A 26,593-nucleotide genomic window follows, 5' to 3' on the forward strand; every position below is an offset into this window, starting at 1 on the left:
GACGTCACCATCCCGGCGACCGCGCGGCGGGGCGCGGAGTTCCCGACCACCATGTCGATCCTCTCCGAACACATCGCTGGTTGGGACGACTCACCCTTCGCGGCCCGCGCGGCCGGTGACGCATGGGATGTCGTCGCGGGGCTCGCCGACACGGTGGCGCGGCTGCTCGACACGCTCGACGCGGGCTACGCGATCGCGGGCGACATCGCCGTCCACCGCACGGCCCGGGTCGAGACGGGGGCCGTGCTGAAGGGTCCCGTGATCGTCGGCCCGGATTGCCTGATCGCCGGCGGGAGCCTGCTGCGCGGCGGATGCTGGCTCGACCGGGGCTGCATCGTCGGGCCGGGGGCCGAGCTCAAGACGACCCTCCTGTTCCGGGGATCGCGGCTCGCGCATTTCAACTTCGTCGGCGACAGCATCCTGGGCTGCGACGTGAACCTCGAAGCGGGCGCGGTCATCGCCAACCACCGCAACGAGCTGGCCGACCCGCGCCTGCGGATCGCCCATCGTGACGGGGTCATCGCGGCCGAGACCGTCAAGTTCGGCGCGCTCGTCGGCGACGGCAGCCGCATCGGCGCGAACGCGGTGATCGCCCCGGGCGCCCTCCTGGCCCCCGGCACGATCGTCCCGCGGCTCGGCTTGGTCGATCAGAGGCCGACGGACTGAGGGCGGGTCCCGCCTTAGAGCGCTCTATGCCGGCAGGACGACCACCTTCGTCTTGACCGGCGTGCGCGCGTAGAGGTGGATCATGTCCTGGCTCAGCAGGCCGACGCAGCCGCTCGTGATGCCCGTGCCGATCGATTCGGCATCGCTGCTCGCGTAGATCGTGTAGAGCGTATAGGCGCCGTTCTGGTAGAGATGGAGGGTGCGGGCGCCGAGCGGGTTGTCGAGGCCGCCCGGCATGCCGCGGGCGTATTTCGCGGCCTCGGGCTGGCGCCGGATCATCTCCTTGGGCGGCGTCCAGGTCGCCCATTCGGACTTGCGGCCGACATAGGCGTCTCCGCTCCACCGGAACCCGTCGCGGCCGACATTGGCGCCGTACCGGGTGGCCGTGCCGTCGCCCTCGACGCGGTAGACATAGTAATTGGCGGGATCGACGATGATCGTGCCGGCCGCTTCCTTGGTCTCGTAGCTGACGGTCCGGCGGTAATATTTCGGGTCGACCTTGCTGATGTCGACCGCCGGGATCGGGAACTTCTCGTTCGGCATCGGCCCGTAGGTGTTCCTCGCCTCGGCGAGGAGCAGGCTGTCGGTGGTCCCGCAGCCGCCGAGGGCGAGGGCGCCGGCGCTGAGGGCCGAGCCGGCCAGGAACGCCCGGCGGCTGAGACGGGCCGGTCGCGGCCCGAACTGCGCATCCACCCCGCCGGCACCGGTCTTCAGAGCGTCGATCGTCATGTCTCTGGACTTCCCGTGTCCCGCCGCGCGAACCGCCAAGCTGAGGGTGCCGCGCCACGGCGTCGCTGGCAAGCTCGGCTGTCGACAGCCGAAAGCCGGGGAAATGCGTCGGGAGTGTGGCTAATATCCGTCGTCGATAGGCGATGGGCAGCCAATGCAATGTAGGAGTGCTTGTTGCGCAGGTATTCGCCTCGGGGCCCGCGCGATCGACCGGTCTGCGGATCGATGCGCCGTCTGCCAGTGCCGTCCGCCGTTGAGAGGCCTCACCGCACGTCGGACGGTCCGTCGCCCGCCTTTCGAGGGCCGGCTCGGCGCCCGGACGGCCGTGGCTCGCCCGGGCGTGGGTTCACTCCGGTTCCGCTGGGATGAGCTTGACGGCCCGCGTGCGCCCTGATGACAGGCGGCGGGGCGGCTGCTACGACCCGGCTTCGGCACCCGACTCCGTAGCTCAGCTGGATAGAGCAGCCGCCTTCTAAGCGGCAGGTCGTAGGTTCGAGCCCTACCGGGGTCGCCAGCCCTGTGCTCGCCGGGTCGATGATGCGGCGGGCATGTCCGAGCCGGTGTGCCCGCAGCCGGGCGCTTCGTCGGCGCGACTCAACCCCGGCGAAACCGCTGGATCCCGGCTCCCGCCCCCTCGACACTACCCCGCCGAGGCAGGTCGAAGCGCGCCCGCATCTGGGGATCGGCGTTGGGCAGGTTCGGGATCTGCGGCACCACGGCCGTGGCAATCCTCGCGGCGAGCGGAGCTGGCTGGCGGGGCAGGGGACCCGGGTAGCGGGCGCGCCGCGCTTCCCGCAACGGACCCTGGAGCAACGCACGCCGGCCCAATGCCCGCTCGGCGAGACGATCCTGAAGATCTCAAGCGTCGGACTGGCCGGCCCTACAATCCGATGATCCGCAGCCGCGAGATGGCGCAGCGGATGTACGACCGGCTCGACGATCTGCGCTGGCACACCTCGGTGCCGACGCGACTGAACGAGTTCGCCATCCTGTTTCAGGTGCGGCTGTGGCGCTCGCAGGTGGCGTGGTTCGCCCATGAGCCGCCGGCCCTCGAGCCCGGGCTCTCCGAGCAGATCGCGGCGGACCTCAATCCGAACAAGCGGCCGGAGGGCATGAAGCCCGACGAGGACGCCATGTATGATCTCTACCTGGAACTCTCCACGCGGCATGCGGTGTCGGACGAGACCTCCGCGCGGGCCAAGGCGGTCCTGGGCGAGCAGGGCGCGGTCGATTTGACCGCGCTGACCGGCACCTGCGTGACGGTCGCCATGTTGCTGAGCAGGGCCGAGGAGGGCGTGCCCGCCCGGCAAGGAGCCGCCGTTCAAGCCCGGAGAGCGGTAGGCCAACGCGTTCCGAGAGGCTGGGCGGGGAGCAAAATCAAACCCGGCATGGCCGAGCGCGCCGGCCCCGCGGGACCGGCGCGCTCCGATGTCAATGCCGCGGCAGGGTGTGGAGCGCCTTCAGGAACACGTCCACATCCGCGCGGGTGTTGTAGAAGGCGAGCGAGGCCCGCACCGACTGGTCGACGCCGAACCGGCGCAGGGCCGGCAGGGCGCAGTGGTGGCCCGAGCGCACCGCGATGCCGTGCGCGTCGAGATGGTGGGCCACCGCCTCGTTCTCCTGCCCCTCGATCACGAAGGACATGACGCTCGCCTTCTCGTGCGCCGTGCCGATCAGGCGCAGGCCCTTCACCTCGGCGAGACCGCCCTGCGCGTAGTCCAGCAGGTCGTGCTCGTAGGCGGCGATGGCCGGCAGGCCGATGCTCTCCAGGTAGTCGAGGGCCGCCCCGAGGCCCACCGCCCCGGCGATATCGGGAGTGCCCGCCTCGAACTTCTCCGGGGCGCCCTTGTAGACCGTCCTGGCGAAGGTGACGTCCTCGATCATGTGGCCGCCCCCCTGCCAGGGCGGCATCGCGTCGAGCAGGGCGGTCTTGCCGTAGAGCGCCCCGATCCCCGTCGGCCCGAACACCTTGTGGCCGGAGAAGACCAGGAAGTCGGCATCGAGCGCCTGCACGTCGAGCGGCATATGCGGCGACGACTGCGCCGCATCGACCAGCACCGGCACGCCGTAGGCATGGGCGAGCGCGATGATCTCCCGGATCGGGTTCACCGTGCCGAGCGCGTTGGCGACATGCGTCACCGAGACGATCTTCGTGCGGCCCGAGAGCAGGGCTGCGTATTGCTCGAAGATGATCTCACCCCGGTCGTTGACCGGGATCACCCGGATCGTCGCGCCCGTGCGCTGCGCCAGCAACTGCCAGGGCACGATGTTGGCGTGGTGCTCGATGGTCGAGAGGATGATCTCGTCGCCGGCCCCGATATTGGCCCCGCCATAGGAGGCGGCCACGAGGTTGATCGCCTCCGTGGTCCCGCGCAGGAAGACGATGTCGTCCTTCGTGGGGGCGTTGAGGAAGCGGCGCACCGCCTCGCGCCCGCCCTCGAACAGGTCCGTCGAGCGCGCCGCCAGGGTGTGGGCGGCCCGGTGGATGTTCGAGTTGTGCTTGCCGTAAAAGTCGCTGGTCGCGTCGATCACGGCCTGCGGCTTGTGGGTGGTGGCGGCGTTGTCGAGCCAGACCAGCGGGTGGCCGTTGACGCTCTGGTGCAGGGCCGGGAAATCCCGGCGGACATGCTCCACGTCGAACGGCGCCGCCACCGGGCTCGACCCCTGCGCCGTCAGCCGCGGCGCCGGACCCGGGTAGCGGGCCGGCTCCACCCGGGGGCTGGCCGGCGCCCGGCGGGCCGGGGCGCCGAGGTTCAGGAAGTAGTAGTCGCCCACCGGGGCTTCCTCCACGCCGGCCGTCGACGGCGCGGCGGGGACGTGATGCGGGGCCAGCGCGTGCGCGAAGGCGTTGGCCCGGGGATGGTCCGCGGCGATCTGCCGGTGCAGCTCCGGACCGCCCGGGAGGGCGGTCGCCAGCGCCGGGGCGCTGGGGAAGGAGAAGTCCGGCAGGACGGGGCGCGGGCTCGCCGGATGGATCGGCGGGATCGCCGCCACGTCGGCGAAGGCGGGGCTCGCGGGGGCGAGGTTCGGCACGGTCGGGCCGGTGAGGCCCGGCGCGCCGACCGGCGGCGCCCCGTACGACCGGGCGCCGAGCGCCGCGACGTCGGGCTGGAAGCCCGAGGGAAGCCCCCCGGTCGGAGCCGAGGGGATTCCCACCGAGGCGCTCGGCAGCGGGGCGCCACTGAGGCCCTGCGGCAGGCCTTCAAGCGCTTGAGGCGCCTGCGGGCCGGCCGGGATCGCCGGGGCGAAGGGCTGGCTCGCGGCCTGCCCCTGCCCGTAGATCTCGCGGGCGAGCCGCCCGACGAGATCCGCGTGGGCCAAGTCGCCCGGGCTCGCCCCGGGCAGCCCGATGGCGAAGGCCTCAGGCGTAGTCATGGTAGTTGCCCAGCAGCACGTTATCGAGACGGGCGATCGCGTCCTCGACCAGCACGGCGGCCGAGAAGTAGCGGGTCACGAGGTGCGAGGCGATCGAGTGGTCGTTGGTGCCCATGTAGCGCACCGACAGGCCGGGCTCGATCTCGCCGGTCACGCCCGACTTCTGCAGGCCGACCACGCCCTGCTCGCCCTCGCCGACGCGCAGGAGCAGGATCGAGGTGGTCTCGGCGCCGGTCGCCGGGTCGATGTCGATCGGCAGCTTGTCGCTCGGCACCAGCGGCACGCCGCGCCACGTGATGAACGGCGCGCCGAACAGGTGCACCACCACCGGCGGGACGCCCCGGCGCGTCGCCTCCCGGCCGAAGGCCGCGATGGCGCGGGGATGGGCCACGAAGAAGGCGGGCTTCTTCCAGACCAGGGTCAGCAGCTCGTCGAGGTCGTCCGGGGTGGGCGGGCCGCTGCGGGTGGGGATGCGCTGGCGCGGGCCGACCTCGCCCAGGAGGCCGAACTGCGCGTTGTTGAGCAGCTCCCACTCCTCGCGCTCCTTCACGGCGTCGACCGTGAGGCGGATCTGCTCGCGGAGCTGGTCGATCTCGTTGGAGTAGAGATCCGTGACCCGGGTGTGGGTGTTGAGGATCGTCTGGATGGTCGAGAGGTGGTACTCGCGCGGATCGACCTGGTAATCCACGAAGGTCGTCGGCAGGCGCGGCTCGCCAGTATGGACCGCCAGGAGCTCTATACCCTGCTCACCGTAGGCGTTGGAGTGGCCCTTCAGGCGCTCGCGCTCCTCCTGATACTGGGCGATCTTGGAGCGGATCTCCTCGCTCTCCACCGCGGCGGCGTCGAGGGTCAGCAGCGTCACCGCCGACAGGGCCTTCACGGCCGGGGCGGGGGCGGTCTCGCCGGCGAGACCGGCATCGCCGAAATAGTCACCCTTCGTGGCGAGACCCTGGCGCAGGCGGCCCTTGTAGGGGCCCGAGAGGGTCAGCTCGACCGTGCCGTCGGCCACCACCGTGAGGCCGCGCTCGGCGGCGCCCTCCTCGCGGATCACCTCGCCGGCCTGGTGGCGGCTCTCCTTGAACTTGCCCGCGAGCGTCGCGAGCTCGGCATCGCCCAGCCGGCTGAACAGCGGCACGGACCGGAGCGACCCGGGGCGGACCACCCGGCCGGTCCCCTCGGTGGCGAGTTCGACCCGGCCGGGCTTGGCCAGCACGACCGCCCGCCGGTTGACGCGGTAGACCCCGCCCGCCACGTCCACGAAGGGCAGGAGCCGGAGCAGCCAGCGCGGCGTGTTGGCCGCGTTCTGGACAGAAGTGACGGTTGCCGTCGCAAGGTTGCGTGCCGCCGTGGCGCTGACGCTCAAACCCGGTCCGCTCATCGTTCGTCGTCTCCGTCTGGTTGCGGGCGCGCCCCACCGGCCCGCGCATCGGCGGGCGGTCCCGTCACTGGAACGGGCCGGGCGCAAGATGTCATGAAGATCGGATCAGCTTTGACGCCCGATCCGGTCTGATGGATCAAATGTTTCCGCGCGCACCCGAAATGGTGCGATGCTGTCTGCCTGACTCGGCCCGCTGCCGAACCAGCAAAGTCTGAGTAAGGCCTCGAAGCTCAGCCGGTCAACGGAAGAGCATTTTCATTTGATCATGGTGCATGGGAGATTGACCCCCAGTTTATCGCCGGACGGAGAAGGAAAGCGAAGAAAAATCGGCCGACCGAGAAATTCATCCTCTGTCGTCCGGCCCGTGCCTGAGCAACCTGAGGATAACATTTCAAAAGAAGGATTTTTCTGGCGACCTCAGATCCCGTCGCCGAAGCCGAACGACTGATCCATGCTGAGCGCCGGCGCCTCCTCCGCGCGCAGGCGCGAGACGACTCGGGCCGGCACGCCCGCCACCGTCGTGTGCGCCGGCACGTCGGACAGCACCACCGCGGCGGCGGCGATCTTGGCGCCCTCGCCGATGCGGACATTGCCCAGCACCTTGGCGCCGACGCTGAGGAGCACGCCGCGCTCGATCTTGGGATGCCGGTCGCCGCTCTCCTTGCCGTTGCCGCCCAGCGTCACCGACTGGAGGATCGACACGTCGTCGGCCACCACCGTGGTCTCGCCGATCACCACCCCGGTGGCGTGGTCGATGAACACCCCCGAGCCGATTCGCGCCGCCGGGTGGATGTCGCAGCCGAACACCTCGGAGATGCGGCTCTGGACATGCAGCGCCAGGGTCGCCCGGCCCTGGTGCCAGAGCCAGTGGCCGACCCGGTAGGCTTCGAGGGCGGCGAAGCCCTTGTAGAAGAGGAAGGGGTCGAGATAGCGCCGACAGGTGGGGTCGCGCTCGCGGATGGCGACGAGGTCGCGCACCGCGTGGGCGCCGGCCTGCGAATCCGCCTCGAAGGCGGAGAGGCAGAGGTCGCGCATCGACAGGCGGGCGAGGTCGCCGTCGCCCAGCCGGTGGGCGAGGCGGTAGGCCAGCGCGTGGGAGAGGCTGCGCTGGTCGAGGATCGTCGCCTGGATCAGGCCCGCGTAGAGCGGTTCCTCGATCATCGCGGCCGTGGCCTCGGCCCGCAATTCCGCCCAGACGTCCGACTCGTCGGTGCTGTGGCTGATCGCGCGCAGGGGCGGCTGCAGGGTAGCGAGCGCGGTCACGGAGACGTCCTGCTCAGTTCACCCGCCGGAACAGGTCCGGCAGGTAGCGTTCCAGGACGGCATGGCCCTCGAACGCGACATCGACGGTGCCCGGGCGCCCGTTCCGGCCGTGGATGCGGACGATTCGGCCCCTGGCATTCCGCCAGATCCCGAGGGCTTCGGCGAGGTCGAGTCGCTCGAACACGACCTGATCCCCCCGCCTGATCGCGTCTGCAGGCATCCTGTTCTCCTCGTTGCCGGGTTCGGGTGACCGAGCCTGATTCCGTGTCTCGATTCCTGCAGGACGGAACGGCATCGCGCCCCAGGAAAGGCCTTCCGCCTCCTCCCCCTCGGAGGAGACGATTTCGTTCGCGACGTGCCCGAATGAGAGCATGTTTTTCGCTAAGCCATTGTTATATCTCAATAATTGTCGATCCAACGCCGTTTGGCAAGGCTTGTTCCGGCCGATGTCCGGCCCTATCCCGATCCGAAGGACACCGGGATTCGCGATCGATGGACGCTTACCTTACCGCCCTCGGGGGCGGCCTGCTGATCGGCCTTTCAGCCGCGATGCTGCTGCTGCTCAACGGCCGCATCGCCGGGATCAGCGGGCTGGTCGCCGGGCTGGCACGGCCGGGCGAACGCTGGCGGGCAGATGCCGCTTTCCTGATCGGGCTGGTCCTCGGGCCGCCGCTCTTCGCCGTGCTGGCGGGGCATTGGCCGGTGATGCGGATCGCGGCGGGCTGGCCGGTCCTGGCGCTCGCCGGGCTGCTCGTCGGCTTCGGCACGCGGCTCGGCTCCGGCTGCACCTCCGGACATGGGGTCTGCGGGCTCGCCCGGCTGTCGCCGCGCTCGATCGTGGCGGTCCTGGTCTTCCTCGCCACCGGCATGCTGACGGTGGCCCTGATGCGGGTGGCGTCGTGAGCGGCGCGGCGCGTCCCCTGGCGGCGCTCGCCGCCGGCCTGCTGTTCGGGCTCGGCCTGTCCCTGTCGGGGATGCTCGACCCCGCCCGCGTGCGCGGCTTCCTCGATGTCGCGGGCGCCTGGGATTCGAGCCTCGTCTTCGTGCTCGGCGGGGCGGTGAGCGTGTCGGCCCTCGGCTATCGCCTGTCCCGCCGGCTCCGGCGCCCGGCCCTCGCCGAGACCTTCGATCTCCCGACGGCGCGGCGGATCGATGCGCCGCTGGTGCTCGGGGCCGCCCTGTTCGGAATCGGCTGGGGCCTGTCGGGCTTCTGCCCCGGCCCCGCCGTGGCGGCCCTCTCGACCGGCGCGGCGCCGGTCCTCGTCTTCGTGGCCGCGATGCTCCTCGGCATGGCGGCGCACGATCTGGCGCGGGCGCCGGGCCGGCCCACGACGGCGCCGCATTAGAGCCTCTCAAAAACCACCGCTGCGCTGTCGCGGCCAGAGGGAAATGTCCGGTGCCCGGGAGCTTTGTGAGGCGCTCTTAGCCGGGCGGCTGCTTGACGCCCTCGCGGTCGCGGCCCAAGGCGGGGGCGCCCCGCGACGGGAGAGGCTGGCGATGATGGACAGGCGGAGTCTTCTGGCGGCGCTGGCGGCGGGCGCGGGCAGCCGCGCCCTCGCGCCGCTGCCCGCCGCGGCGGACGAGACCGCGACGCTGCCCTTCGGCAACGGCGAGCGGCCGCTCGTGGCCTATCCGGGCAAGCGCCCGCTCCTGCAGATGACGGCCCGGCCGCCGCAACTGGAGACGCCGTTCTCGGTGTTCGACGAGGGCGCCATCACGCCCAACGACGCCTTCTTCGTCCGCTACCACCTCGCCGACATCCCCACGGAGATCGACCCGCAGGCGTTCCGCGTCGCGGTGACGGGCCATGTCGAGCGGCCCCTCGACCTGTCGCTCGCGGAGCTCAAGGCCCTGCCGGGATGGACCGAGATCGCGGCCGTCAACCAGTGCTCGGGCAATTCCCGGGGCTTCTTCGAGCCGCGGATCGCCGGCGGGCAGCTCGCCAACGGCGCGATGGGCTGCGCCCGCTGGACCGGGGTGCCGCTCAGGAGCGTGCTCGACAAGGCGGGGGTGAAGGCCGGGGCGGTGCAGGTCTCGTTCGGCGGGCTCGACGGGCCGGTCCTGCCGGAGACGCCCGATTTCGCCAAGGCGCTTCCCCTCGACCATGCCCGCGACGGCGAGGTCATGCTGGCCTGGGGCATGAACGGGCAGGATCTGCCCTGGCTCAACGGTTTCCCGCTGCGCCTCGTGGTGCCGGGCACTTACGGCACCTACTGGGTCAAGCACCTCAACGCCATCACGGTGCTCGAGAAGCCCTTCGCGGGCTTCTGGATGACGGGTGCCTACCGCATCCCCGACACCCCGTGCGCCTGCACCGAGCCCGGCAAGGCGCCCGACAGGACCGTGCCGATCGGCCGGCTCAACACCCGCTCCTTCGTGACCAACCTCGCGGACGGCGCGCAGGTGAAGGCCGGGCGCGTGCCGCTGCGCGGCATCGCGTTCGACGGCGGATCGGGCATCAAGGCGGTGGAGATCTCCACCGACGACGGCCGGACCTGGAGCCCGGCCCGGCTCGGCCAGGATCTCGGCCGCTACGCTTTCCGGGCCTGGACCGCCGAGGCCGATCTGGCGCCGGGTCCGCATGTCCTGCGCGTCCGCGCGACCGGAAACGACGGCGGCACGCAGCCGATGGAGCCGCGCTGGAATCCCGCCGGTTACATGCGCAACGTCGTCGAGACGACCCGCGTGCGGGCGGCCTGAGAGAGATCGACATGCCCCGCTTCCTCGCGCTGGCCGCCCTCTGCCTCGCGCTCGCCGGAACGGCCGCGCTCGCCGCCCCCCTTACCTACACGCTGCCGGAGCCGACCGCGCAGTTCAGGACGCCTCCGGATCCCGGCCACGCGGCCGGATTCCAGGCCGCGCAGGAGACTTGCACAACCTGCCACTCGGCCGATTACGTCGCCATGCAGCCGCCCCGGAAGGGGCAGGCGTTCTGGGACGCGGAGGTCGCCAAGATGGTCAAGGTGTACCGCGCCCCGATCGAGGAGCAGCAGGCCAAGGCCATCGCCGCCTATCTGAGCGCGACCTATTGAGGGCCGGCCTTCGCGGTCCCGCTCATCCGCGGCCTGAGAGCCGCTGAGCGCCAAGGCTCAATCGGCGGGCGTGTAGCGGAGTGTGCCGGCGCGGCGTGTCGGACGGCCGGTATCGTTCGTGTGGTTGATGCCGTCCATCACGGGCACGACCTCGAAATCGAACGGGCTGACACCCTCAAGACAGGCCACGTTGACCGCGTAGAGCGTGCTGTCGGAGCGCCGCTGATGGTGCGTGTAAATTCCGCAGCGGGAGCAGAAGAAGTGCTCAGCCGTGCCGGTGTGGAAGCGGTAGCGCGTCAGCACGTCCGCCCCCTGCCGGATCCGGATCCCGCCCGCTTCCGCCATGGCGACCACGGCGCCGCGCATGCGGCAATACGAGCACGTGCAGCGTCGGATCGACCGGAAGCCGTCGCTGAGCGCCGCGTCGAATTGCACGGCGCCGCAATGGCACTGGCCGGCGTGCAGGTTCATGCTGGCATTCATGGCGCCCGGACCTCCTCCTCGCGAACCGAGCGTATCGCCGCGGCAGGGACCGGACAATTCAGAGATTCGCACGCGCTCTGTGAGATCGCCTCACGTGAGGGTCAATCCGGATTGTGGCCGGCGCGGATCGCCCGCGCGATCTCCGCGCGCCGCGCGACGTAGCCGGGAGCGGCCATCGGGTAGTCGTGCGGAAGACCGTAGCGTGCGCGGTACTGATCGGGCGTCAGGCCATGAGCCTTGAGGTGGCGTTTCAGGGTCTTGTAGGAGCGGCCGTCGACGAAGCTGATCAGGCCGTCATGCTGGACCGATTTGCGAATTTCGGCCGCATTCGGCTGCTCGGGTGCTGGCCCGGTATCGGCCGGTGGCGCGAGCCCTATCAAGGCCTTGTGCACGCCGGTGAGAATCTCCGGCAGGCCGGTCGGTGGAACCGCATTGCGCGCGAGATAGGCTGCGACGATGCGCACCGCGAAGCCGTCGATTGCGCGCCGAAAATCGGCTGAAAACCGATCCACATCGTGCCGAATCACAATGATCTCCCGCGAAAACACATACAATTGCGGGGTACGCATACATTATCGCGCGTCAACGTGAGAGAGTGAAGGGTGAGGACCGGCTATGCACGCGTGAGGGGGCAGCGATCGGACCGCACCGATGGCGCAGCCGTCCGGTCGCGGCGTGCACGATCTGCACGCGGCGGGGCGATCCAGGCGCCTGTGAGCCCCCGGGCGCCGCGGCTTTCTCTCAATCGATCTTCGTGCTCCAATACTATCTCCGTGCCGCCAGAAGTCTCTCCAAGGAGCAGATCCTCTGCCCCCGCGTCGACAGGCCGAAGAACCGGCCGCAGCCGGGCACCCGCTTTGGGCTGCACCCCGCGCCCATCCGGGTGCAGGGCGCGTCGGCCTGCGGATCGCGCCGCTGCTGGTGCTTCTGCTCGCGTCACCGGCCGCCCGCGGGGAGGACGCCCTTGGGATGCTCGCACCGGATCGCCCGGATTTCGGTGTGCCGCCCGAATCCGAGATGCGGGCCAGGGTCGCCGCCGAGTTCCCGGATGCGCCCCTCGTCCGGTTCCGCAAGGTGAGGCCGATGACGGGCGAAACCGGTCGCGACGTCGCGTTCTGCGGCCAAGTCAGCGCGACGCCGCCGGAGCAGCCGGAGCCGAACTTTCACCTGTTCCTCTACGGCCGGACCGCCGGGACCGAGAGCGTCCAGATCCTCGGGTCCGAATCCCTCAACGGCTACCGCGTCGGGCGCAAGCTGATCGGCGCCCTGCGGCGCATCGGCTGTCTTTAGAGCGCTCTCCGCCGAAGTGGACGCCGGTTCGGCGCAAGAGACGGCGTTGAAACGAAGGCTTAGAGCCGTGCTCGATTGCAGCGCGATCGGGCCCGGCTCTGGAGCTTCACTCAAGCACTGGCCGGCGTGAAGCGGGCTGCGGGATTGTAACGAGCCTTCGGGGCCGGTGATTCCGGGGCGGGACGGCCGATGTCATGCTCCCGGAAAGGGACGGCCCGGGAGAACGCAATGACGTGCCGCCGACCTGCCGGGAAATGCCTGATCGCCGCGGATGTCCTGGTCGGCGCGGGCGCGGCTGCCGCTCAGGGACCGTGGAGATCCTGTCTGTCGACGTCGTCGACAGGGCAGGCCCCTCCAGGAGGCCGCCGCGTGGCGCGCGTGACCCGTTGCCCCATCCGTGGCGAGAATGTGGCATAAGCTTGACGATTGTCGTCGAATCGGTTTTAAACTTGACCGTTGCGTCGTAGATACGCCCCAAAGTGCTTTGGAGGTTCCGATGTGCGCGCGGAAGACCTTCTATATCTTTGCCAAGTCGGCCGATGCCCAGCAGTTCTGTGCGGTCCGTCAGGATCAGCCGATCCCTCGGATGATCGACGGCGTGCAGTGGCGTTACGTGAATTGCATCGATACCTCGCGGGATAAACTGTGCGGCTTCGATCTCGACGAGGCCAATGAAGCCATGCGGCATCGCGGCATCTACTTCTACAGGCGCGTATTCACCTTCTCCCGGCCTGGCGATCTGCTTCGGGCGGCCTGAGCGTCGGCCGTCGACGCGCTGCCGCACCGAAGGCCGTCCTCGCCGGGATGCCGTAAAACGCCGCATCCCGCTTCGCCGGGGCGAACCGATCATCGGGATCGTCGCTTGGCAGGCGGCGGGATCCGGCGAGCCGGCGCTCGGTTACGGGAGGACGGACGTGTCGTTCAGGAACGGTCTGGCCGGCTTCGCGCTGGCGATGATGAGCGCCGCCCCGGCTCCGGCCTGGGCCTGGGGCGTTCCCGGCTGCACCAATTTGCCCGAATACAATCGCGCCCTCGGAGCGCTGCAGGGCATGACGAGCGCCTGCGACATGAGCGTCGAGGAGGCCCGGCGGGTCGTCGCGGCCCATGACGGCGTCGCCCCACCGCCCGCCGCAGCGCCGACGGTCGCACCGCCGCCCCAGGCCCATCACCGGCATCACCGGAGGGTCCGGCACGGGCACGCGCTCCGGCCCTGAACGCGTCCGCGCCGCATCTGCTCGAAGGCGAGGCCGCGGCACGCATCGCGGCGGATCCGTTCCTTCAGGTGGATCTGTTCGAGCGGGTCGCGATCCGGCGCTGGCGCAAGGCCTATCGCGACGGCAGATGCTGACTTCAGAAAACGGGAGGAGCCGGATGGCTTTTGCGGACCTCGACGGAATCCGGCTGCACTACCGGACGGATGGCGATCCGGCGCACCCCGCGCTCGTGCTGTCCAACTCGCTGGGCGCGTCGCTGGACATGTGGGCGCCGCAGGTCGAGCCCCTGGCGCGCCGCTTCCACCTGGTCCGCTACGACACCCGCGGGCACGGGCAATCGGAAGTCGCGCCGGGACCCTACACGATCGCCCAGCTCGGCCGGGACGTGATCGGCCTGCTGGACCATCTCGGCCTCGGCCGGGCACATTTTGCCGGCGTGTCGATGGGCGGCCTGACGGGGCAATGGCTCGCCCTGAACCATCCGGAGCGTCTGGCGCGCCTCGCCCTGTGCAACACGGCCGCGTATATCGGCCCCCCGGAGAACTGGACCAACCGCGTCGCGGCGGTCCGCGCCGATGGCGTCGGCAGCATCGCCGATGCCTTGGCCGCGCGCTGGCTGACGGCGGATTACGCGGCCGCCCATCCCGACCTCGCATCCAGCCTGCGCCGGATGCTGGCGGCCACGGCTGCCGAGGGCTACGCGGGCGCGTGCCTGGCGGTGCGCGATGCCGATTTCCGCGCCGATCTCGCGCGGATCGCCGTGCCGACGCTCGTGATCGCCGGGACGCACGACCTTTCGACGCCGGCGGCCGAGGGCCGCTTCCTGGCCGGCAACATCCCCGATGCGCAGTACCGCGAACTGAGCGGCGCCCACCTGACGAACCTGGAGGATGTCGCGCGGTTCAACGCGGCGCTGCTGGCGTTCTTCGGCGAGGCGCCCATGTCGTAGAGCCGTGCTCCGTCGCGATGGTTCAGGCAGGGGGCTCATCCAGAGAACGGCCGTCCAACCCATCCCCTCATCGCTGAGATGACCGCGCAGCGGGCCGCGAAGAGGAGCTCCTGCGAGGCCTGCGCTGCGCTCCGGCGCCTCAGCGATGAGGGGGTGGGTCGGACGGCCGCCCCGAGCCTTGTCTCGCATCGCGAATCGCTCGGCGATCCGATCGATCGCGTCTCTACGGGTCGTCGGGCTCCGCCGCGGCCCGAGCCTGCGCCCAGGCGCGGTCGCGCTCGGCCTGCCGGGCGCGCTGCGCGGCCATGTAGGCCTCCTGGTCCGGCTGCGCCTGCCGGCTGCGGCGCTTCGCCCGGGCGGCCGCCCGCTTGCGCCACGCCTCGGTCTCGGCTTTCTGGCGCAGCAATTCCTCGACCGTGATGGGTTTCACCGGCTCCTTCGGCTGGGCCCAGGCATAGGCGCGCCGCGGCGTCGGCCGGGGCGCGGCCTCCGGCCGCGATGGCCGGATGGCGCGCATCGCCTCGGCGAGCGTCAGGCCGGCGCCGGCAGCGATGCGGGCGGCGGCGGCCTGCGCGGCCGCGCGCTCGCCCGAGGTCGCGCCCTGCGCGGCGAGCGTGAGGCACTTCTCGAACCGGTCTCGGTCGGCGGGCGTCATCGGGCGCGTATAGCGCCCGGACGACCCGCCGTCCCGCCGGTTCTCGATCCGGCTCGCTCAGTCCGGTTTGGCGCTCGCCACGGTGTCGGTGAAGCTGTAGCTGCCGAGCTTCTCGCCGACGACCTGGACGGCGCCCTCCGTCAGCGTGTTCAGCCGGCGCGAGCGGATCGTCATCGTGCCGGACAGGCCCGCGAACTTGCCGGTCCCGCCGATCCACGTGCCCGTCCCCTCGCTCACCGCGGCGAGCGGCTGAAGCGGGTAGTCCCACTTCTCGAACACGTGGTCGCCCTCGGCATCGACGTAGTCGCAATAGCCGTGGTTCTCCAGGGTCTTGGCGCCGGTGTCGATCGTCGGCGCGGAGGTGCAGCGCCCGGCCATGTTGTGCAGGAGCTTGCCGCCGGATTCGTTGACCGCGGTCATCATGTTGATCGTGGCCGAGGCCACGCGGTTCTCGCCGATGGTGACGGGCTTCGGCGCCCCCACCACCGTCGAGGTGTAGGTGATCCGGAAATCCCCCTGCCGCGGCATGTCCTCGGCGCCGGCCGTGGCGGAGCCGAGGAGCAGCAGGCCGAGCGCCGCTGCCGAACATGGCGCGGGTGAGGCGAACGCGATTTCTCTGCACATCATGACGACCTCCCAGTCTGGCGCATGCGAGACGGGCCGGCACGGGACTTCCTGGCCGAGATCCGGCCGGCCGAATCATCGGCGCCATGCGAAGAGTGATGCCGCCGCCCTATCGATTCAACACTATATTTTTTGATATACCGGTCGATCGTGGCGGGTAAAATTGCAATTCGCCGGTTTTTTGCAGATTATAATTGAAAAACTGCCACCGACGATCGAATAGGCCAAATCGAGTCTCTGCCGTGAAGAGAAATTCAAAGAAATAACTGTATTTGAAAAAGTTATTATTATGCGAAAATAAACATTTTCTATATATTAGTCTGACATTATTAGTTGTGTGGATCGCAAGGACTTTGTTACGGATTGGATTTTACCGCATCCTGCGGTCCGGGTCGTTCCTGTGAGCGCGGCTAGAAACGGATCCGCGGCGGCAGGGCGACAGTTTAAACGTCGGCGCAGGTCTTGCCGTCCGGCCGGCTCATCGGTGCGCCTGCGCCGCCGTGCGGGCCGCTCAAGGCGAGGAGGATCCGCCCGAGCAGCGCTCGCGAATGCCGCGCGATGCTGGTCCCGACGATGTCGGCATCCGCGAGGCGCGGGCTGGCGTCATAGGCCGCACGCAGCTTGGCGAGCTGGCGCCTGCGCAGTTCGGGATCGATGGATGCCATCACCCGCCCCCCGGCTGGCTGTGGTCCGCGGTGCGCCCCCGCGAACGAGCCATCGACCTACAGAGTCGGGGAGTTGGAAAACCGTGTCTGAACGGTCCCTACGACCTTTAGCGCCGGAACGCCTGGACATACGCCGCAGGCTCCCCGACCGTGTGGTCAAGGTGCAGGTGTCGTTCTGGTCGACACCAACCATCAGACAGGGGATTCCACGCCCCAGGGCCGCGCGTACGGCCCCGCGAGACGGTTAGTCGATCTTAGGAACGAAATCCAGACCGCCGCGCCGCACCATGTTCGAGCGCGCGCATCGTCGCGTCGAGCAGGATGGCGAGCGCGGAGACGACGAGGCCGCCCTGGAGGACGTAGGCGGTGTTGCCCGTGAGCAGGCCCGAGATGATGACCTCGCCCAGGGTGCTGGCCGCCACCGTCGAGCCGATGGTCGCCGTCGCGAGGCCGATCACGGCCGTGAGCCGAACCCCCGAGAGGATCATCGGCAGGGCAAGCGGCAGCTCCACCTGAACGAGCCGCTGGCGGTCGGTGAGACCCATGCCGCGCGCCGCGTCCATCAGCGCCGGATCGAGGCCTTCGAGGCCGGTGAGCGTCGTCTCGAAGATCGGCAGCAGCCCGTACAGCACGAGGGCGACGAGGGTCGGCACCGGCCCGAACCCGAAGACCGGCACGGCGAGCGCCAGGACCGCCACCGGCGGAAAGGTCTGGCCGAGATTGGCCAAGGCCCGGGCGAACGGCAGGATGTCGCGTCCGGCCGGCCGCGTCGCGGCGACCGCGAAGCCGATGGCCAGCACGCTCGCCGCCAGGGTCGCGGCGGCAACCAGCAGGAGGTGGTTGATCGTGAGCGTCAACAGCGCGGTCTGCGCGTAGATCGGCGCCGTGTCGCCGGGCGCGAAGGGGCGAAACAGGCCCGCGAAGCTCTGCGGCGTCAGCAGGAAGGCGCCGAGGAGCAGCAGCAGCGCGCAATGCGCCAGGAATCCTGCACGGCTCACGGGCGGGCGCCCTGCGCCTCGAGGGCGGCGCGCGTCACCCGGCCGAGGCGCACGCCGTCCCGGCTGACCGGCAGGGCGGGGCGGCGCGACCACAGGCTCTCGGCCAGGGCCGCGCGCACCGAGGTGCCCGCCGGGATCGGCTCGCCCGGCGCTTCGCCCGGCTCGACGAGGTCGTCCACGACGCGCAGCGCCATGAGCTGGAAGGCCCGGTCGCGGCCGCCGAGGAGGGCGCCGACGAAATCCGTCGCCGGGGCGCCGATCAGCGCCGCCGGGTCGGCCTCCTGCACGAGCCGGCCCCCGTCCATCACGGCGATCCGGTCGCCGAGCTGCAGGGCTTCGTCCATGTCGTGGGTCACCAGGACGATGGTGGTGCCGGTGCGCCGCTGGATCGCCCGCAGGTCCGCCCGGGCCTGGCCGCGGATGATCGGATCGAGGGCGCCGAAGGGCTCGTCCATCAGCAGGATCGGCGGCTCGGCGGCGAGCGCCCGGGCCACGCCGATCCGCTGCTGCTCGCCGCCCGAGAGCGCCGCCGGGAACCGGTCCCGGTAGGCGGCCGGATCGAGGTTGAACAGGCCGAGCAGCGCGTCGACCCGTTCATCGATGCGCCGCCGGTCCCAGCCGAGAAGCCGCGGCACCACCGCGATGTTCTCCGCCACGGTGCGGTGGGGGAACAGGCCGTGCCCCTGGATCGCGTAGCCGATCCCCCGGCGCAGGACGTGCGGGGCGACCTCCCGGATGTCCCGGCCCGCGATCCGGACCGTCCCGGCGCTCGGCTCGACGAGGCGGTTGATCATCCGCAGCAGGGTCGTCTTGCCAGACCCCGAGGTGCCGACCACCGTCAGGATCGCGCCGGCCGCGACCCTCAGGCTGACGTCGGACACAACCGCCCTGGCGCCGAAGACGCGGCTGACGCCGGCGAGTTCGATCATCGGATCCGGCCTCACGGGCGCGGCTCGACGGCCCGGCCGCGGCTCACCGCGATCGCGGCGTCGAGCAGCACGGCAGAGCCGCTCGCCAGCGCGACCGTCGGCAGCGCCCCGAGCAGGACGAGATCGCCCGCATTCTGGCTGATGCCCTGGAAGACGAACACGCCGAGGCCGCCGCCGCCCACGAGGCCCGCGATCACCGCGAGCCCGATATTCTGGACGAGGACGATGCGGATCCCGGTGAGGAGGCCCGAGAGCGCCAGCGGCAGCTCGACCTGGAGGAGGCGCTGGCGGCCGGTCATCCCGACGCCGCGTGCCGCGTCCCGCACCGGTTCGGGCACGGCGTCGAGCCCCGCCACGGTCGCGGCCGCCACGGGCAGGAGCGCGTAGGCGAACAGCGCCACGAAGGCCGGGGCGGGGCCGATCCCGGCGATCCCGAACTCCGAAGCTCCGGGGATCGTGCGGCCGATCCAGGCGAGCGGCGCGATCAGCATCCCGAACAGCGCCATGGAGGGGATGGTCTGCAGCACGTTGAGGCCGGTGAGCAGAATCCGCCGCAGGGGCGGGACCGGGCGTGCCAGGACGGCGGCGGGGATGCCGACGAGGGCCGCGGCCGCCACCGACGACAGGGCGAGGCCGAGATGGGTCCGGACCTCCCGGCCGAACGTGTCCGAATGGCCGGCATATTCCCGCATCACCGAGAGGTTGTCCCAGAAGCCGGACCGGAGGGCGAGCCCCGCCAGGATCGCGAGGGCCATGAGAGCCGCGACCCGCATCCCGGGGCCGGGCCGCAGCCGCGCCAGCCCGTCGCCCGCGGCGAGGCCGGCGGCCGCGACGGCCAGCCACCAGCCGGAATCCGGCGAGACCCGGCTGTAGCGGTCGCCGGGCGGGGTCAGGTGATCGGCCGCCCAGCCGGCCGCGAGGCCGAGGAGCAGCAGCGCGGCCGCCCCCGCGGCGAGCCGGAGGGCCGGCGGGATCCGGAGCGCCAGCAGCGGCGCGGCGAGCCCTGAGACGGCGAGGAGCGCCAGCGCCGGGCCGGTTGGCAGCGCCGACCACGCCATCAGCGCGGTGCCCTCGGCGATCCGGTTCGGCCGCGCGATCATCAGCGGCAGCGCGAGGAGGCCGACGGCCAGCATGGCAGCGAGGGCCGCGCCCAGCGGATCGAGGCCGGAGGCGATCCGGCCGGCCGGGTGGGCGTCGATGCCCGTGCCGGCCGCAGAGGGTTGGCCCATCCCGAGACTCCGGGCGCGGCCCAGGAGCTTGGCCGCGCGTCGCCTGGACTTAGCGCGCGCTCCGCCGAAGTGGACATGGACACCGGTTCGGCGGAGAGCGCGGCCCGGCCTCAGGGTACGAATCCCGACGCCTTCAAAAAGTCCGCCGCCACCGCGGAGGCGGGTTCGCCGCCGATCTGCACCCGGCCGTTGAGGTCGCGCAGGGTCGCGAGATCGAGTCGGCGGAAGATCGGGTCGAGCACCGTGGCGATCTCCGGATGCGCCCGCAGGACAGTCCCGCGAACCAGAGGCGCCGGCTGGTAGACCGGCTGGACGCCCCGATCGTCCGCCATCACCACGAGGCGGGCGGCGGCGAGGCTGCCGTCGGTCCCGAACACCATGGCGGCGTTGGTCCCGGAGGTGCCCCGCGCCGCCGCCGCGATCGTGGCGGCGGTGTCCCCGCCCGCCAGGATGATGAGCTGGTCCGGTCTGAGCGTGAAGCCGTAGGCCCGGCTGAAGGCCGGGAGCGCGGCCGGCGCGGAGACGAATTCCGCGGAGGCGGCGAGCTTGATCGCGCCACCGCCGGCCACGAAGCGGCCGAAATCGCTCATGGTCGTCAGGCCGTTGGCCCGGGCGAGTTCGGCCCGCACCGCGATCGCCCAGGTGTTGTCGGCCGAGGCGGGTGTCAGCCAGACGAGGTCGTTGGCGTTGAGATCCAGGCTCCGGGCGGTCTCGTAGGCGGCCCGCGCGTCCTTCCAGACCGGGAGATCCTGTCGTCCGAAGAAGAACGCCGCGTTGCCGGTATATTCCGGATAGATGTCGATCTGGCCCTCCAGCAGGGCCTGGCGCACGATCGACGTCGCCCCGAGCTGGGTCCTGTCGACGGTCGGGATGCCCCTGGCCCTGAGCGCCTGCAGGATGATGGCGCCGAGAACGCCGCCCTCGGTGTCGAGCTTGGAGGCGACCACGACGGGACCCGCCCGTGCGCCTGACAGGCCGACGAGCAGCGCGACGAGCCCCGCGAGGATCCGCTTGCCCATCGTCCCGGAAGCTCCTGTCCGGGCGGGCCCGGCGCGTCCGGTTCCGCGGTCAGGATCGGGTCCGGACCGGCCGCCGTCCGGTCCGGACCCGGCGCGGCGATGCCGGCCTGCCCGTGGCTGAACGTCGTGGTGGTCCGCGCCCTGTATTGACGTCCCGATCGGGCGCCAAGAGCGGAGACGATCTCGATCGAAACTCAAGCAAGTCGTCGAAATCCAGTTAAAACTCCTTAACCTTGACATGAGCTTTCGATGAACATCTCCGATCCGAACGATATATTCACGTGCAGGTTATTTCAAATGGAGCCGAGTCGGAGGCATGTCGTATTCGATCTTCGTCCGCGATCTCGCCCGGAATGAGGGGCGCGCCCCACAACTCCTCGCCTACGACATCCAGGACCGCGCGTTGGCGGCCTCCCTCGTGTCGGTGATCGCCACCTCGTATCGGGATCACGGCTTCAATCCGGCCACGCGGGTGCATTGGTTCCGGACCGACGGCTCCGTGCACGAGATCTATACCTGGCCGCAGGCCTGAGACCGGCTCACGTGCCGCAGAAGGTCCGGTAGCCGATTCCGCCGCCCTCCGGCGCCTGCGCGAAGCGGGCGTGCTCCGGCTGGTCGGCGTAGGGCCGCGCCAGCACGGCGAGCAGGGTTTCGAAGGGCGCGAAGTCCTCCCGCTCCACGGCCGCCGCGATCATCGCCTCGACCTGATGGTTGCGGGGGATGAAGGCCGGGTTGACCGCCCGCATCCCGGCGGCGGTCTCGGCCGGGTCGCGGGCCTCCTCCGCGAGTCGCGCCCGCCAGCCGGCGGCCCAGCCGTCGTAGGCGGTCGGATCGACGAACAGGTCGCGCACGGCCCCGTCGCCCTCCGGCCCCTGCGCCGCCCCGGAGAGGGTCCGGAAGGTCAGGGTGAAATCGGCCTGGTTCTCGGCCATCCGCTTCAGGAGGTCGCCCGCCAGCGCGGGATCGCCCTCCCGGACCGCGCCCAGACCGAGCTTGCGATTGAGACCGCCGTGATAGGCGGCCTCGAAACGCGGCGCGTAGCCGGCGAGCGCCGCCTCGGCCTCGGCGACCGCCTCCGCTTCGGCCTCGGCGAGCAGCGGCAGCAGGGTCTCGGCGAAGCGGGTCAGGTTCCAGAGCGCGATGCGCGGCTGCTGGCCGTAGGCGTAGCGCCCGGTCTGGTCGATCGAGCTGTAGACGGTCCGGGGATCGTAGGCGTCGAGGAAGGCGCAGGGCCCGTAATCGATCGTCTCGCCGGTCACCGCCATGTTGTCGGTGTTCATCACCCCGTGGACGAAGCCCACGAGCAGCCAGCGCGCCACCAGCTCGGCCTGGGCGGCGATGACGGCGTCGAGCAGCGCCCGGTAGGGATTTTCCGCCTGCGCGGCGTCGGGATAGTGCCGAGCCAGGACATGATCGGCGAGCGCCCGCAGGGCCTCGGCGTCGCCCCTGGCGGCGAAGAACTGGAAGGTGCCGACCCGGATGTGGCTCGCCGCGACGCGGGTGAGGACCGCGCCGGGCAGCAGGGTCTCGCGGATCACGGGCTCGCCGGTCGCGATCGCGGCGAGCGCCCGGGTGGTCGGGATGCCGAGCGCCGCCATGGCCTCGCTGACGAGGTACTCGCGCAGCACCGGCCCGAGGGCCGCCCGCCCGTCGCCGCGCCGGGAGAACGGGGTCGGGCCGGAGCCCTTGAGCTGGATGTCGCGGCGGATGCCGGTCCTGTCGATCACCTCGCCGAGCAGCACCGCGCGGCCATCGCCGAGCTGCGGCACGAACTGCCCGAACTGGTGCCCGGCATAGGCCGCCGCGATCGGATCGGCCCCCTCCGGAACCGTGTTCCCCGCGAGCGCCGCCACACCGTCGGGACCTGCGAGCCAGTCGGCATCGAGGCCGAGCTCTTCGGCGAGCTCCCGGTTCAGCCGGATCAGGCGAGGCCCCGCCACCGGCGTCGGCGGGCGGCGCGCGAAGAAGCGCTCCGGCAGGCGGGCGTAGCTGTTGTCGAAGGGAAGGGCCGTCATCGGAAGAACCTATGAAGGGGCGTCGCGGCGGGCAAGCGGGGCAGGCAAGCGGGGCAGGCAAGCGGGGCGGGGATCCGGTCAGACCGTGCAGGCCGTCCCGGTCAGCGTCTCCGACAGCGACCAGAGCCGCTCCGCCGCCGCTTTGTCCTGGGCCTGAGGCGCGATGTCGGCGCGGGTCGGGTGGCCGCGGAGTTCCCAGATGCCGTCCGGGCCGTAATAGGCTCCGCCCTCGGCCTCCGGCGCCGTGGCGGCGAAGAGCAGCGGCAGCGCCCCATCCGCGGCGGATTGGCCGATCACCGAGAAGATCGCGTGCCCGGCGAGCCGCTGGATCGGGCCGGCCCGGTCGCCGCGCCGGAAGACGTCGGTCCGGGCCGCGCCGGGATGGACTGGGATCGACCGGATCGGCACACCCGCCGCCCGCAGCCGCCGGTCGAGTTCGAGCCCGAACATCAGCATGGCGAGCTTCGACTGCCGATAGGCCTTCTGCGGACCGTAGGATTGCCGAAGCTGCAGATCGTCGAAATGGATCCGCCCGGGCCGATGGGCGAGGCTCGCCACCGGGACGATCCGGGACGTGGGCCGCCGCGCGACGAAGGGGAGGAGGAGCCCCGTGAGGGCGAAATGGCCCAGATAGTTCGTGCCGAGCTGACGCTCGAACCCGTCCTCGGTCTCCTCCCGGCGGGGCACGCTGGCGATGCCGGCGTTGAGCAGCAGGATGTCGACCGGCCGCCCCTCGGCCCGCCACCGGTCGCCGAAGGCCTGGACGGAGGCGAGGCGGGCGGTGTCGAGGAGATCGACGGCGAGCCGCGCATTCGGGTGCCGGTGCCGGATCGACGCCAGGGCGCGCTCGGCCTTCGCGGCGTTGCGGGCGGCGAGCACGACCTCGGCCCCGGCCCCCGCGAGCGCAAGGGCGGCCTCGTAGCCGATCCCGCTCGTGGCGCCTGTGACGATCGCGAGCCGCCCGGCCTGGCTCGGCATCGCGATCGTCGTCCACCGGGTTTCGGGCATGGTCCGTCGGATCTCCACCCTGACGCTAATACGCCGGAACCGGGGCGGTTCGCGGCACGCAGCCTTTGTTCCTGCGCGCTCTCCGGTGTCCGCTTCCGCGGAGAGCGCTCAGGCGTCGGCCGGGCTGATCGCGCCGGAGACCGGGCAGCCCATGGCCGCCACCGGGCTGCGGCGCCGGGCACGCGCGCGGATCGCCAGGGCCGCGGTCGCGAGGATCCCCCCAGCCAACACGTCCGGCAGGTAGTGGCCGCCCGCGCCGAGCGTCGCGACGATCACGGCCGCGTTGAGGAGGATCGCGAGCGGGCCGAGGACGGGAAGGGGCGCCAGCGCCCAGGCGGTCAGGATCGCGAGGCACACGTGAAAGGATGGGAAGGTGGCGAGGCCCCGCAGGTCGCTGAGCGCCAGCGTCTTCAGCGTGCCCGCCCGCAGCTGCGCCACCGGCTCGAGATGCCAGAGTGCGCCGACCGTTTCCAGATGGTCCGACGGGACGACGCGCGGCGCGTAATGGGCGTAGGGCCCCAGCGCCGGCAGCAGGGCGGCGACGACGATCACGCACAGGAGCGTGACGGCGAACAGCCGGATATAGGCCCAGAGCCGCCCGAGCCGGCGGGTCGCGCTCAGCGCGATGACCACGATTCCGACCTGCGGCCCGCTGGAATGGTAGGCGAGCGCCAGCCACCACGACAGGGCGGGGTGCCGTGCCAGGAAGGCCACGTAGGCGGTCCAGTCGAAGCCGAGCCGTGACTCGAACCGGGCCAGGGCGTCGTCGATGAAGGGCAGCCCGAGGCCCGCGGCGAGGAAGTGCAGCACCGCCACCGGCACCGTGAAGGTGATCAGGAACGCGCTCGCCAGCGCCATGCCGCGCAGGGGCGGATCCGACTTCAGCGTGGCGAGGCAGGCGGCCGCGACCAGAAGGACCGCCACGAGGGCGGCCGCCGCGACGAAGCCCGTCGGCGCGGCTACCATGCCGGCCGCGCGCATCCAGGCCGCGTCGATTCCGATGAGGGCGAGGCTCAGGACCCAGAGCCGGGGATCGGGGGCGGCTATCCCTGCGGTGTGGCGGCGAAGGCGGCGCAGCCAGGGGCGGGACGAGCGCGGACCAGGGTTGCCGGCCCGGGGTTCGGCGTCGACGACCCGTTCAAGAGGACTCATCCGGCTCTGCTCACCCCGCGGCCGAGGCTTGGCCGCACCGGACAGACGCGCCAGGGCGGCAATGGTTCGCCCGGACGCTCTATCGGCCCGTGGATGGGGGCGCCCCGGAAGCCGGAGGCTTGCCGCTCCCGACACGTCCTTCGGCCGGCGGCACGGCGGCGGGGTTGGTCACCGCCTCCGTGGCCGTCCGGCCCGGATCCCGTGTATCGGCCTCGGGCTTGGGCGCGGTCTCGGCCCTGGGCTCCGCTCCGGTCCGCTCCTGCGCCCGGGCCGCCGACAGGCCGGTGACGGTCGTGGCGGCGATCAGAAGGGCGAGGATCGATCGGTTCAAGGTCGGCTCCGAGCTGTTCCGTCCGGGCTGTTCCGGGGCAACGGCCCGGGCGCAGGCGTCGTTCCGCGGTGGTCAGACCCGGGCGGGCGCGGCGGCGTGCCTGCCCGGGATCGTGGACGCGCGCGGTCAGGCCTGCGCGTCAGCCTTCTTGCGGCCCCTGGTGGGCTTGGCGGGCTCGGGTGCTGCCGCGGCGGTCTCGGGCGCGGCGGCGCTTTTCGCCGCGGGACCCCGGCGCTTGTGGCCGAGGCCGGCATTGCGGGCGAACTCGGCGCGCATCGCCGAGTAGCTGGACGCCGTCGTCGGATAATCGGGCGGCAGGCCGTAGCGCTGACGGTACTGCTCGATCGTCATGCCGTTGCCGGTCAGGTGACGCTTGAGCGTCTTGTACGGTTTGCCGTCGATGAAGCTGATCAGCGCGTCCGGCGTAATCGACTTCTTGATCTGCGCGGGTGTCGGCTTCTTGAAATCCGGCTCCGCAGCCGTCGAGCTCTGGCCCAGCCCCGTCAGCGCAGCATGGACGCCGGACAGAAGCGTCGGCAGATCGGGCATGGGAACCGAGTTGTTGGCCACGTAAGCCGAGACGATATCGGCGGTGAGCTCGACGAAATCGATCGAGTCCTGGTTCGGGGTTGAAGTGCTGTCTTCCATCGACGCCTCTCTCGCGGGAGTGCGCCATGAACGTGGCCTTCTCTGCCACCAGTCAAGGGCTGGTCTGATCTAATATAACCAATCTTGGTTGTTATCTACCGGTTGGGCGGAAAATGCCAACATAGATTAAGCACGCTGCCCGCACTGGAGACATTCGGTCACATTCCAGCCTGCGCCTTACTGCGCGCCCGGGTTTTCATACGATGCTGTCCGGGCCGGACTTCTGGACGTCCGAGGGGCGGACGGCTCGAAACTCTTGGCCGATCCTCCCGAACGGATGCACAGGCTTCCATCGCAGAAGCGAAGGCCGGGGAGGGAGCGCGCGCGAGCCATCCGGGTCGCCCCACCCGGCGACTGCACGATGATCGAAACCCCAATGTGTGAATCCGCCAGCCGTCCCCCAAAGGAGGACGGTGCGTGGCGGGCCTGGATCGCCGGCCCGCTCCCCGTCCGGTCAGAGCAGGCTCGCGGTGTCGCTCCGGGGCTGCCCGGCGGCACCGTCAGGCGCTGGCGGCTGGCCCGTGCGGCGTGGCGATGGCGCCCCGCGTCCCGGACGGGACGACCGCCTGGAGCACCCGCGCGGCGCCGGAGCCGTAATCCGCCCGATAGGTCCGTTCGAGGGTCATCAGCGTGCGCATCGGCGCCTCCGCCAGATCGAGCAGGCGCGCGTCGCGCCAGCGCAGCTTGGTCAGTCCGCCGCGGCTCAACCACCGCGGCTTCTCCTCCTCGACGAGCAGGACCAGCTTGCCCGTCCACGTCTTGCGAAACCAGAACCGTCCCGTGAGCTTGGCCGCGCCGAACATGACACCCTCGCGTGCAGGATCCTCAACACGCCCCCATCGGATAATGCCCAGGAAGCTCGGCGGTTTCCGTGTGGAACCGCACGAACGCCGCGATGGCGCGCCGCTGTCTCGCGCAGGCGCCGTGAGGCCCGGATGAGG

At 70.9% G+C, this 26,593-nt stretch carries 30 protein-coding genes and 1 tRNA gene; 11 read left to right on the plus strand and 20 right to left on the minus strand.

Going from position 1 to position 26,593, the window contains the following annotated elements; translation table 11 throughout:
- Positions 1-51 precede the first annotated feature (51 nt).
- Positions 52-666 (plus strand): LpxA family transferase, encoded by a 615-nt coding sequence (locus FVE89_RS00705; RefSeq protein WP_160532343.1) that lies wholly within the window; start codon positions 52-54, stop codon positions 664-666.
- 24 nt (positions 667-690) lie between these two features.
- Here FVE89_RS00705 and FVE89_RS00710 read toward each other — a convergent pair whose 3' ends face one another.
- On the minus strand, positions 691-1,395 hold the full coding sequence (locus FVE89_RS00710) for a L,D-transpeptidase (RefSeq protein WP_160532344.1): 705 nt from the start codon (positions 1,393-1,395) through the stop codon (positions 691-693).
- 437 nt (positions 1,396-1,832) lie between these two features.
- Between FVE89_RS00710 and FVE89_RS00715 the strand changes: the two genes are divergently transcribed.
- A tRNA-Arg gene (locus FVE89_RS00715) sits at positions 1,833-1,909 on the plus strand.
- Between the two features lie 917 nt (positions 1,910-2,826).
- Here FVE89_RS00715 and FVE89_RS00725 read toward each other — a convergent pair.
- The 4 genes from FVE89_RS00725 to FVE89_RS00740 form a co-directional block, all read right to left on the minus strand.
- A complete protein-coding gene (locus FVE89_RS00725) occupies positions 2,827-4,770 on the minus strand; it encodes a family 2A encapsulin nanocompartment cargo protein cysteine desulfurase (RefSeq protein WP_160532345.1) in 1,944 nt (647 codons plus the stop codon).
- A complete protein-coding gene (locus FVE89_RS31455) occupies positions 4,757-6,148 on the minus strand; it encodes a family 2B encapsulin nanocompartment shell protein (RefSeq protein WP_160532346.1) in 1,392 nt (463 codons plus the stop codon). The genes FVE89_RS00725 and FVE89_RS31455 overlap by 14 nt, the downstream gene beginning before the upstream one ends.
- Before the next feature lie 417 nt (positions 6,149-6,565).
- Entirely contained in the window at positions 6,566-7,411 is an 846-nt protein-coding gene (gene cysE / locus FVE89_RS00735; RefSeq protein WP_160532347.1) for a serine O-acetyltransferase, read from the minus strand.
- Positions 7,412-7,424: 13 nt separating this feature from the next.
- Positions 7,425-7,631 carry a hypothetical protein gene (locus tag FVE89_RS00740; protein WP_160532348.1) on the minus strand — a complete coding sequence of 69 codons (207 nt, stop codon included), beginning with the start codon at positions 7,629-7,631 and terminating at the stop codon, positions 7,425-7,427.
- Positions 7,632-7,903: 272 nt separating this feature from the next.
- Between FVE89_RS00740 and FVE89_RS00745 the strand changes: the two genes are divergently transcribed.
- From FVE89_RS00745 to FVE89_RS00760, 4 genes are all read left to right on the plus strand, one after another.
- Complete coding sequence (locus tag FVE89_RS00745; protein WP_160532349.1) at positions 7,904-8,314, plus strand: YeeE/YedE family protein; 411 nt, start codon at positions 7,904-7,906, stop codon at positions 8,312-8,314.
- Positions 8,311-8,757, plus strand: coding sequence for a YeeE/YedE family protein (locus FVE89_RS00750; protein ID WP_160532350.1), 447 nt, complete (start codon positions 8,311-8,313; stop codon positions 8,755-8,757). Before FVE89_RS00745 ends, FVE89_RS00750 begins: the two co-directional genes overlap by 4 nt.
- A gap of 151 nt (positions 8,758-8,908) precedes the next feature.
- The gene (locus FVE89_RS00755) at positions 8,909-10,111 is read left to right on the plus strand and encodes a molybdopterin-dependent oxidoreductase (RefSeq protein WP_160532351.1); all 1,203 of its coding nucleotides are present in this window, start codon (positions 8,909-8,911) and stop codon (positions 10,109-10,111) included.
- Positions 10,112-10,122: 11 nt separating this feature from the next.
- Positions 10,123-10,443 carry a cytochrome c gene (locus FVE89_RS00760; protein ID WP_160532352.1) on the plus strand — a complete coding sequence of 107 codons (321 nt, stop codon included), beginning with the start codon at positions 10,123-10,125 and terminating at the stop codon, positions 10,441-10,443.
- Positions 10,444-10,500: 57 nt separating this feature from the next.
- Here the strand turns inward: FVE89_RS00760 and FVE89_RS00765 are convergent, their stop codons facing one another.
- Entirely contained in the window at positions 10,501-10,926 is a 426-nt protein-coding gene (locus FVE89_RS00765) for a GFA family protein (RefSeq protein WP_160532353.1), read from the minus strand.
- A gap of 101 nt (positions 10,927-11,027) precedes the next feature.
- Positions 11,028-11,495, minus strand: coding sequence for a MucR family transcriptional regulator (locus FVE89_RS00770; protein ID WP_160532354.1), 468 nt, complete (start codon positions 11,493-11,495; stop codon positions 11,028-11,030).
- 400 nt (positions 11,496-11,895) lie between these two features.
- Here FVE89_RS00770 and FVE89_RS00775 point away from each other — a divergent pair, with 400 nt between their 5' ends.
- The 4 genes from FVE89_RS00775 (at position 11,896) to pcaD (ending at position 14,379) form a co-directional block, all read left to right on the plus strand.
- On the plus strand, positions 11,896-12,216 hold the full coding sequence (locus tag FVE89_RS00775) for a hypothetical protein (RefSeq protein WP_246730433.1): 321 nt from the start codon (positions 11,896-11,898) through the stop codon (positions 12,214-12,216).
- Between the two features lie 496 nt (positions 12,217-12,712).
- Positions 12,713-12,973 (plus strand): hypothetical protein, encoded by a 261-nt coding sequence (locus tag FVE89_RS00780; protein ID WP_160532355.1) that lies wholly within the window; start codon positions 12,713-12,715, stop codon positions 12,971-12,973.
- 157 nt (positions 12,974-13,130) lie between these two features.
- The gene (locus FVE89_RS00785) at positions 13,131-13,430 is read left to right on the plus strand and encodes a hypothetical protein (protein WP_342389775.1); all 300 of its coding nucleotides are present in this window, start codon (positions 13,131-13,133) and stop codon (positions 13,428-13,430) included.
- Between the two features lie 157 nt (positions 13,431-13,587).
- Positions 13,588-14,379 (plus strand): 3-oxoadipate enol-lactonase, encoded by a 792-nt coding sequence (gene pcaD, locus FVE89_RS00795; protein ID WP_160532356.1) that lies wholly within the window; start codon positions 13,588-13,590, stop codon positions 14,377-14,379.
- 223 nt (positions 14,380-14,602) lie between these two features.
- On the opposite strand, the gene FVE89_RS00800 is transcribed toward pcaD, so the two are convergent.
- The 7 genes from FVE89_RS00800 to FVE89_RS00830 form a co-directional block, all read right to left on the minus strand.
- Entirely contained in the window at positions 14,603-15,034 is a 432-nt protein-coding gene (locus FVE89_RS00800) for a hypothetical protein (RefSeq protein WP_160532357.1), read from the minus strand.
- 57 nt (positions 15,035-15,091) lie between these two features.
- Positions 15,092-15,661: a hypothetical protein gene (locus tag FVE89_RS00805; protein ID WP_246730434.1), complete on the minus strand. Its 570-nt coding sequence runs from the start codon at positions 15,659-15,661 to the stop codon at positions 15,092-15,094.
- Between the two features lie 440 nt (positions 15,662-16,101).
- A complete protein-coding gene (locus FVE89_RS00810) occupies positions 16,102-16,323 on the minus strand; it encodes a hypothetical protein (protein ID WP_160532358.1) in 222 nt (73 codons plus the stop codon).
- A 254-nt stretch (positions 16,324-16,577) separates the two neighbouring features.
- Positions 16,578-17,321, minus strand: coding sequence for an ABC transporter permease (locus tag FVE89_RS00815; protein ID WP_160532359.1), 744 nt, complete (start codon positions 17,319-17,321; stop codon positions 16,578-16,580).
- Positions 17,318-18,250, minus strand: a complete 933-nt coding sequence (locus tag FVE89_RS00820) for an ABC transporter ATP-binding protein (protein ID WP_160532360.1) — start codon at positions 18,248-18,250, stop codon at positions 17,318-17,320. Before FVE89_RS00820 ends, FVE89_RS00815 begins: the two co-directional genes overlap by 4 nt.
- Before the next feature lie 11 nt (positions 18,251-18,261).
- Positions 18,262-19,479, minus strand: coding sequence for an ABC transporter permease (locus FVE89_RS00825; protein ID WP_160532361.1), 1,218 nt, complete (start codon positions 19,477-19,479; stop codon positions 18,262-18,264).
- Positions 19,480-19,589: 110 nt separating this feature from the next.
- Complete coding sequence (locus tag FVE89_RS00830; RefSeq protein ID WP_160532362.1) at positions 19,590-20,498, minus strand: ABC transporter substrate-binding protein; 909 nt, start codon at positions 20,496-20,498, stop codon at positions 19,590-19,592.
- 316 nt (positions 20,499-20,814) lie between these two features.
- Here FVE89_RS00830 and FVE89_RS00835 point away from each other — a divergent pair, with 316 nt between their 5' ends.
- Entirely contained in the window at positions 20,815-21,030 is a 216-nt protein-coding gene (locus FVE89_RS00835) for a hypothetical protein (protein ID WP_160532363.1), read from the plus strand.
- A gap of 7 nt (positions 21,031-21,037) precedes the next feature.
- On the opposite strand, the gene FVE89_RS00840 is transcribed toward FVE89_RS00835, so the two are convergent.
- The 6 genes from FVE89_RS00840 to FVE89_RS00865 form a co-directional block, all read right to left on the minus strand.
- Entirely contained in the window at positions 21,038-22,513 is a 1,476-nt protein-coding gene (locus tag FVE89_RS00840; RefSeq protein WP_160532364.1) for a protein adenylyltransferase SelO, read from the minus strand.
- Positions 22,514-22,591: 78 nt separating this feature from the next.
- Positions 22,592-23,521: an oxidoreductase gene (locus tag FVE89_RS00845; protein WP_160532365.1), complete on the minus strand. Its 930-nt coding sequence runs from the start codon at positions 23,519-23,521 to the stop codon at positions 22,592-22,594.
- A gap of 108 nt (positions 23,522-23,629) precedes the next feature.
- Positions 23,630-24,673 (minus strand): phosphatase PAP2 family protein, encoded by a 1,044-nt coding sequence (locus FVE89_RS00850; protein WP_160532366.1) that lies wholly within the window; start codon positions 24,671-24,673, stop codon positions 23,630-23,632.
- 79 nt (positions 24,674-24,752) lie between these two features.
- A complete protein-coding gene (locus tag FVE89_RS00855) occupies positions 24,753-25,004 on the minus strand; it encodes a hypothetical protein (protein ID WP_160532367.1) in 252 nt (83 codons plus the stop codon).
- A 126-nt stretch (positions 25,005-25,130) separates the two neighbouring features.
- The gene (locus tag FVE89_RS00860; protein WP_160532368.1) at positions 25,131-25,652 is read right to left on the minus strand and encodes a MucR family transcriptional regulator; all 522 of its coding nucleotides are present in this window, start codon (positions 25,650-25,652) and stop codon (positions 25,131-25,133) included.
- A 500-nt stretch (positions 25,653-26,152) separates the two neighbouring features.
- Entirely contained in the window at positions 26,153-26,455 is a 303-nt protein-coding gene (locus FVE89_RS00865; RefSeq protein WP_160532369.1) for a hypothetical protein, read from the minus strand.
- Positions 26,456-26,593: the final 138 nt, after the last annotated feature.

It is taken from the genome of Methylobacterium sp. 2A (genome assembly GCF_009806555.1).
Taxonomy (GTDB): domain Bacteria; phylum Pseudomonadota; class Alphaproteobacteria; order Rhizobiales; family Beijerinckiaceae; genus Methylobacterium.

What these genes read in the sequence shown, in the direction of transcription:
- FVE89_RS00765 (WP_160532353.1), bottom strand. Translation starts at nt 10,926, where the DNA reads ATGAATGCCAGCATGAACCTGCACGCCGGCCAGTGCCATTGCGGCGCC.
- FVE89_RS00830 (WP_160532362.1), bottom strand. Translation starts at nt 20,498, where the DNA reads ATGGGCAAGCGGATCCTCGCGGGGCTCGTCGCGCTGCTCGTCGGCCTG.
- FVE89_RS00755 (WP_160532351.1), top strand. Translation starts at nt 8,909, where the DNA reads ATGATGGACAGGCGGAGTCTTCTGGCGGCGCTGGCGGCGGGCGCGGGC.
- FVE89_RS00845 (WP_160532365.1), bottom strand. Translation starts at nt 23,521, where the DNA reads ATGCCCGAAACCCGGTGGACGACGATCGCGATGCCGAGCCAGGCCGGG.
- FVE89_RS00850 (WP_160532366.1), bottom strand. Translation starts at nt 24,673, where the DNA reads ATGAGTCCTCTTGAACGGGTCGTCGACGCCGAACCCCGGGCCGGCAAC.
- FVE89_RS00820 (WP_160532360.1), bottom strand. Translation starts at nt 18,250, where the DNA reads ATGATCGAACTCGCCGGCGTCAGCCGCGTCTTCGGCGCCAGGGCGGTT.
- FVE89_RS00775 (WP_246730433.1), top strand. Translation starts at nt 11,896, where the DNA reads ATGCTCGCACCGGATCGCCCGGATTTCGGTGTGCCGCCCGAATCCGAG.
- FVE89_RS00840 (WP_160532364.1), bottom strand. Translation starts at nt 22,513, where the DNA reads ATGACGGCCCTTCCCTTCGACAACAGCTACGCCCGCCTGCCGGAGCGC.
- FVE89_RS00705 (WP_160532343.1), top strand. Translation starts at nt 52, where the DNA reads ATGTCGATCCTCTCCGAACACATCGCTGGTTGGGACGACTCACCCTTC.
- FVE89_RS00835 (WP_160532363.1), top strand. Translation starts at nt 20,815, where the DNA reads ATGTCGTATTCGATCTTCGTCCGCGATCTCGCCCGGAATGAGGGGCGC.
- FVE89_RS00760 (WP_160532352.1), top strand. Translation starts at nt 10,123, where the DNA reads ATGCCCCGCTTCCTCGCGCTGGCCGCCCTCTGCCTCGCGCTCGCCGGA.
- FVE89_RS00865 (WP_160532369.1), bottom strand. Translation starts at nt 26,455, where the DNA reads ATGTTCGGCGCGGCCAAGCTCACGGGACGGTTCTGGTTTCGCAAGACG.
- FVE89_RS00800 (WP_160532357.1), bottom strand. Translation starts at nt 15,034, where the DNA reads ATGACGCCCGCCGACCGAGACCGGTTCGAGAAGTGCCTCACGCTCGCC.
- FVE89_RS00770 (WP_160532354.1), bottom strand. Translation starts at nt 11,495, where the DNA reads ATGCGTACCCCGCAATTGTATGTGTTTTCGCGGGAGATCATTGTGATT.
- pcaD (WP_160532356.1), top strand. Translation starts at nt 13,588, where the DNA reads ATGGCTTTTGCGGACCTCGACGGAATCCGGCTGCACTACCGGACGGAT.
- FVE89_RS00725 (WP_160532345.1), bottom strand. Translation starts at nt 4,770, where the DNA reads ATGACTACGCCTGAGGCCTTCGCCATCGGGCTGCCCGGGGCGAGCCCG.
- FVE89_RS00860 (WP_160532368.1), bottom strand. Translation starts at nt 25,652, where the DNA reads ATGGAAGACAGCACTTCAACCCCGAACCAGGACTCGATCGATTTCGTC.
- FVE89_RS00825 (WP_160532361.1), bottom strand. Translation starts at nt 19,479, where the DNA reads ATGGGCCAACCCTCTGCGGCCGGCACGGGCATCGACGCCCACCCGGCC.
- FVE89_RS31455 (WP_160532346.1), bottom strand. Translation starts at nt 6,148, where the DNA reads ATGAGCGGACCGGGTTTGAGCGTCAGCGCCACGGCGGCACGCAACCTT.
- FVE89_RS00740 (WP_160532348.1), bottom strand. Translation starts at nt 7,631, where the DNA reads ATGCCTGCAGACGCGATCAGGCGGGGGGATCAGGTCGTGTTCGAGCGA.
- FVE89_RS00810 (WP_160532358.1), bottom strand. Translation starts at nt 16,323, where the DNA reads ATGGCATCCATCGATCCCGAACTGCGCAGGCGCCAGCTCGCCAAGCTG.
- FVE89_RS00780 (WP_160532355.1), top strand. Translation starts at nt 12,713, where the DNA reads ATGTGCGCGCGGAAGACCTTCTATATCTTTGCCAAGTCGGCCGATGCC.
- FVE89_RS00745 (WP_160532349.1), top strand. Translation starts at nt 7,904, where the DNA reads ATGGACGCTTACCTTACCGCCCTCGGGGGCGGCCTGCTGATCGGCCTT.
- FVE89_RS00710 (WP_160532344.1), bottom strand. Translation starts at nt 1,395, where the DNA reads ATGACGATCGACGCTCTGAAGACCGGTGCCGGCGGGGTGGATGCGCAG.
- FVE89_RS00805 (WP_246730434.1), bottom strand. Translation starts at nt 15,661, where the DNA reads ATGATGTGCAGAGAAATCGCGTTCGCCTCACCCGCGCCATGTTCGGCA.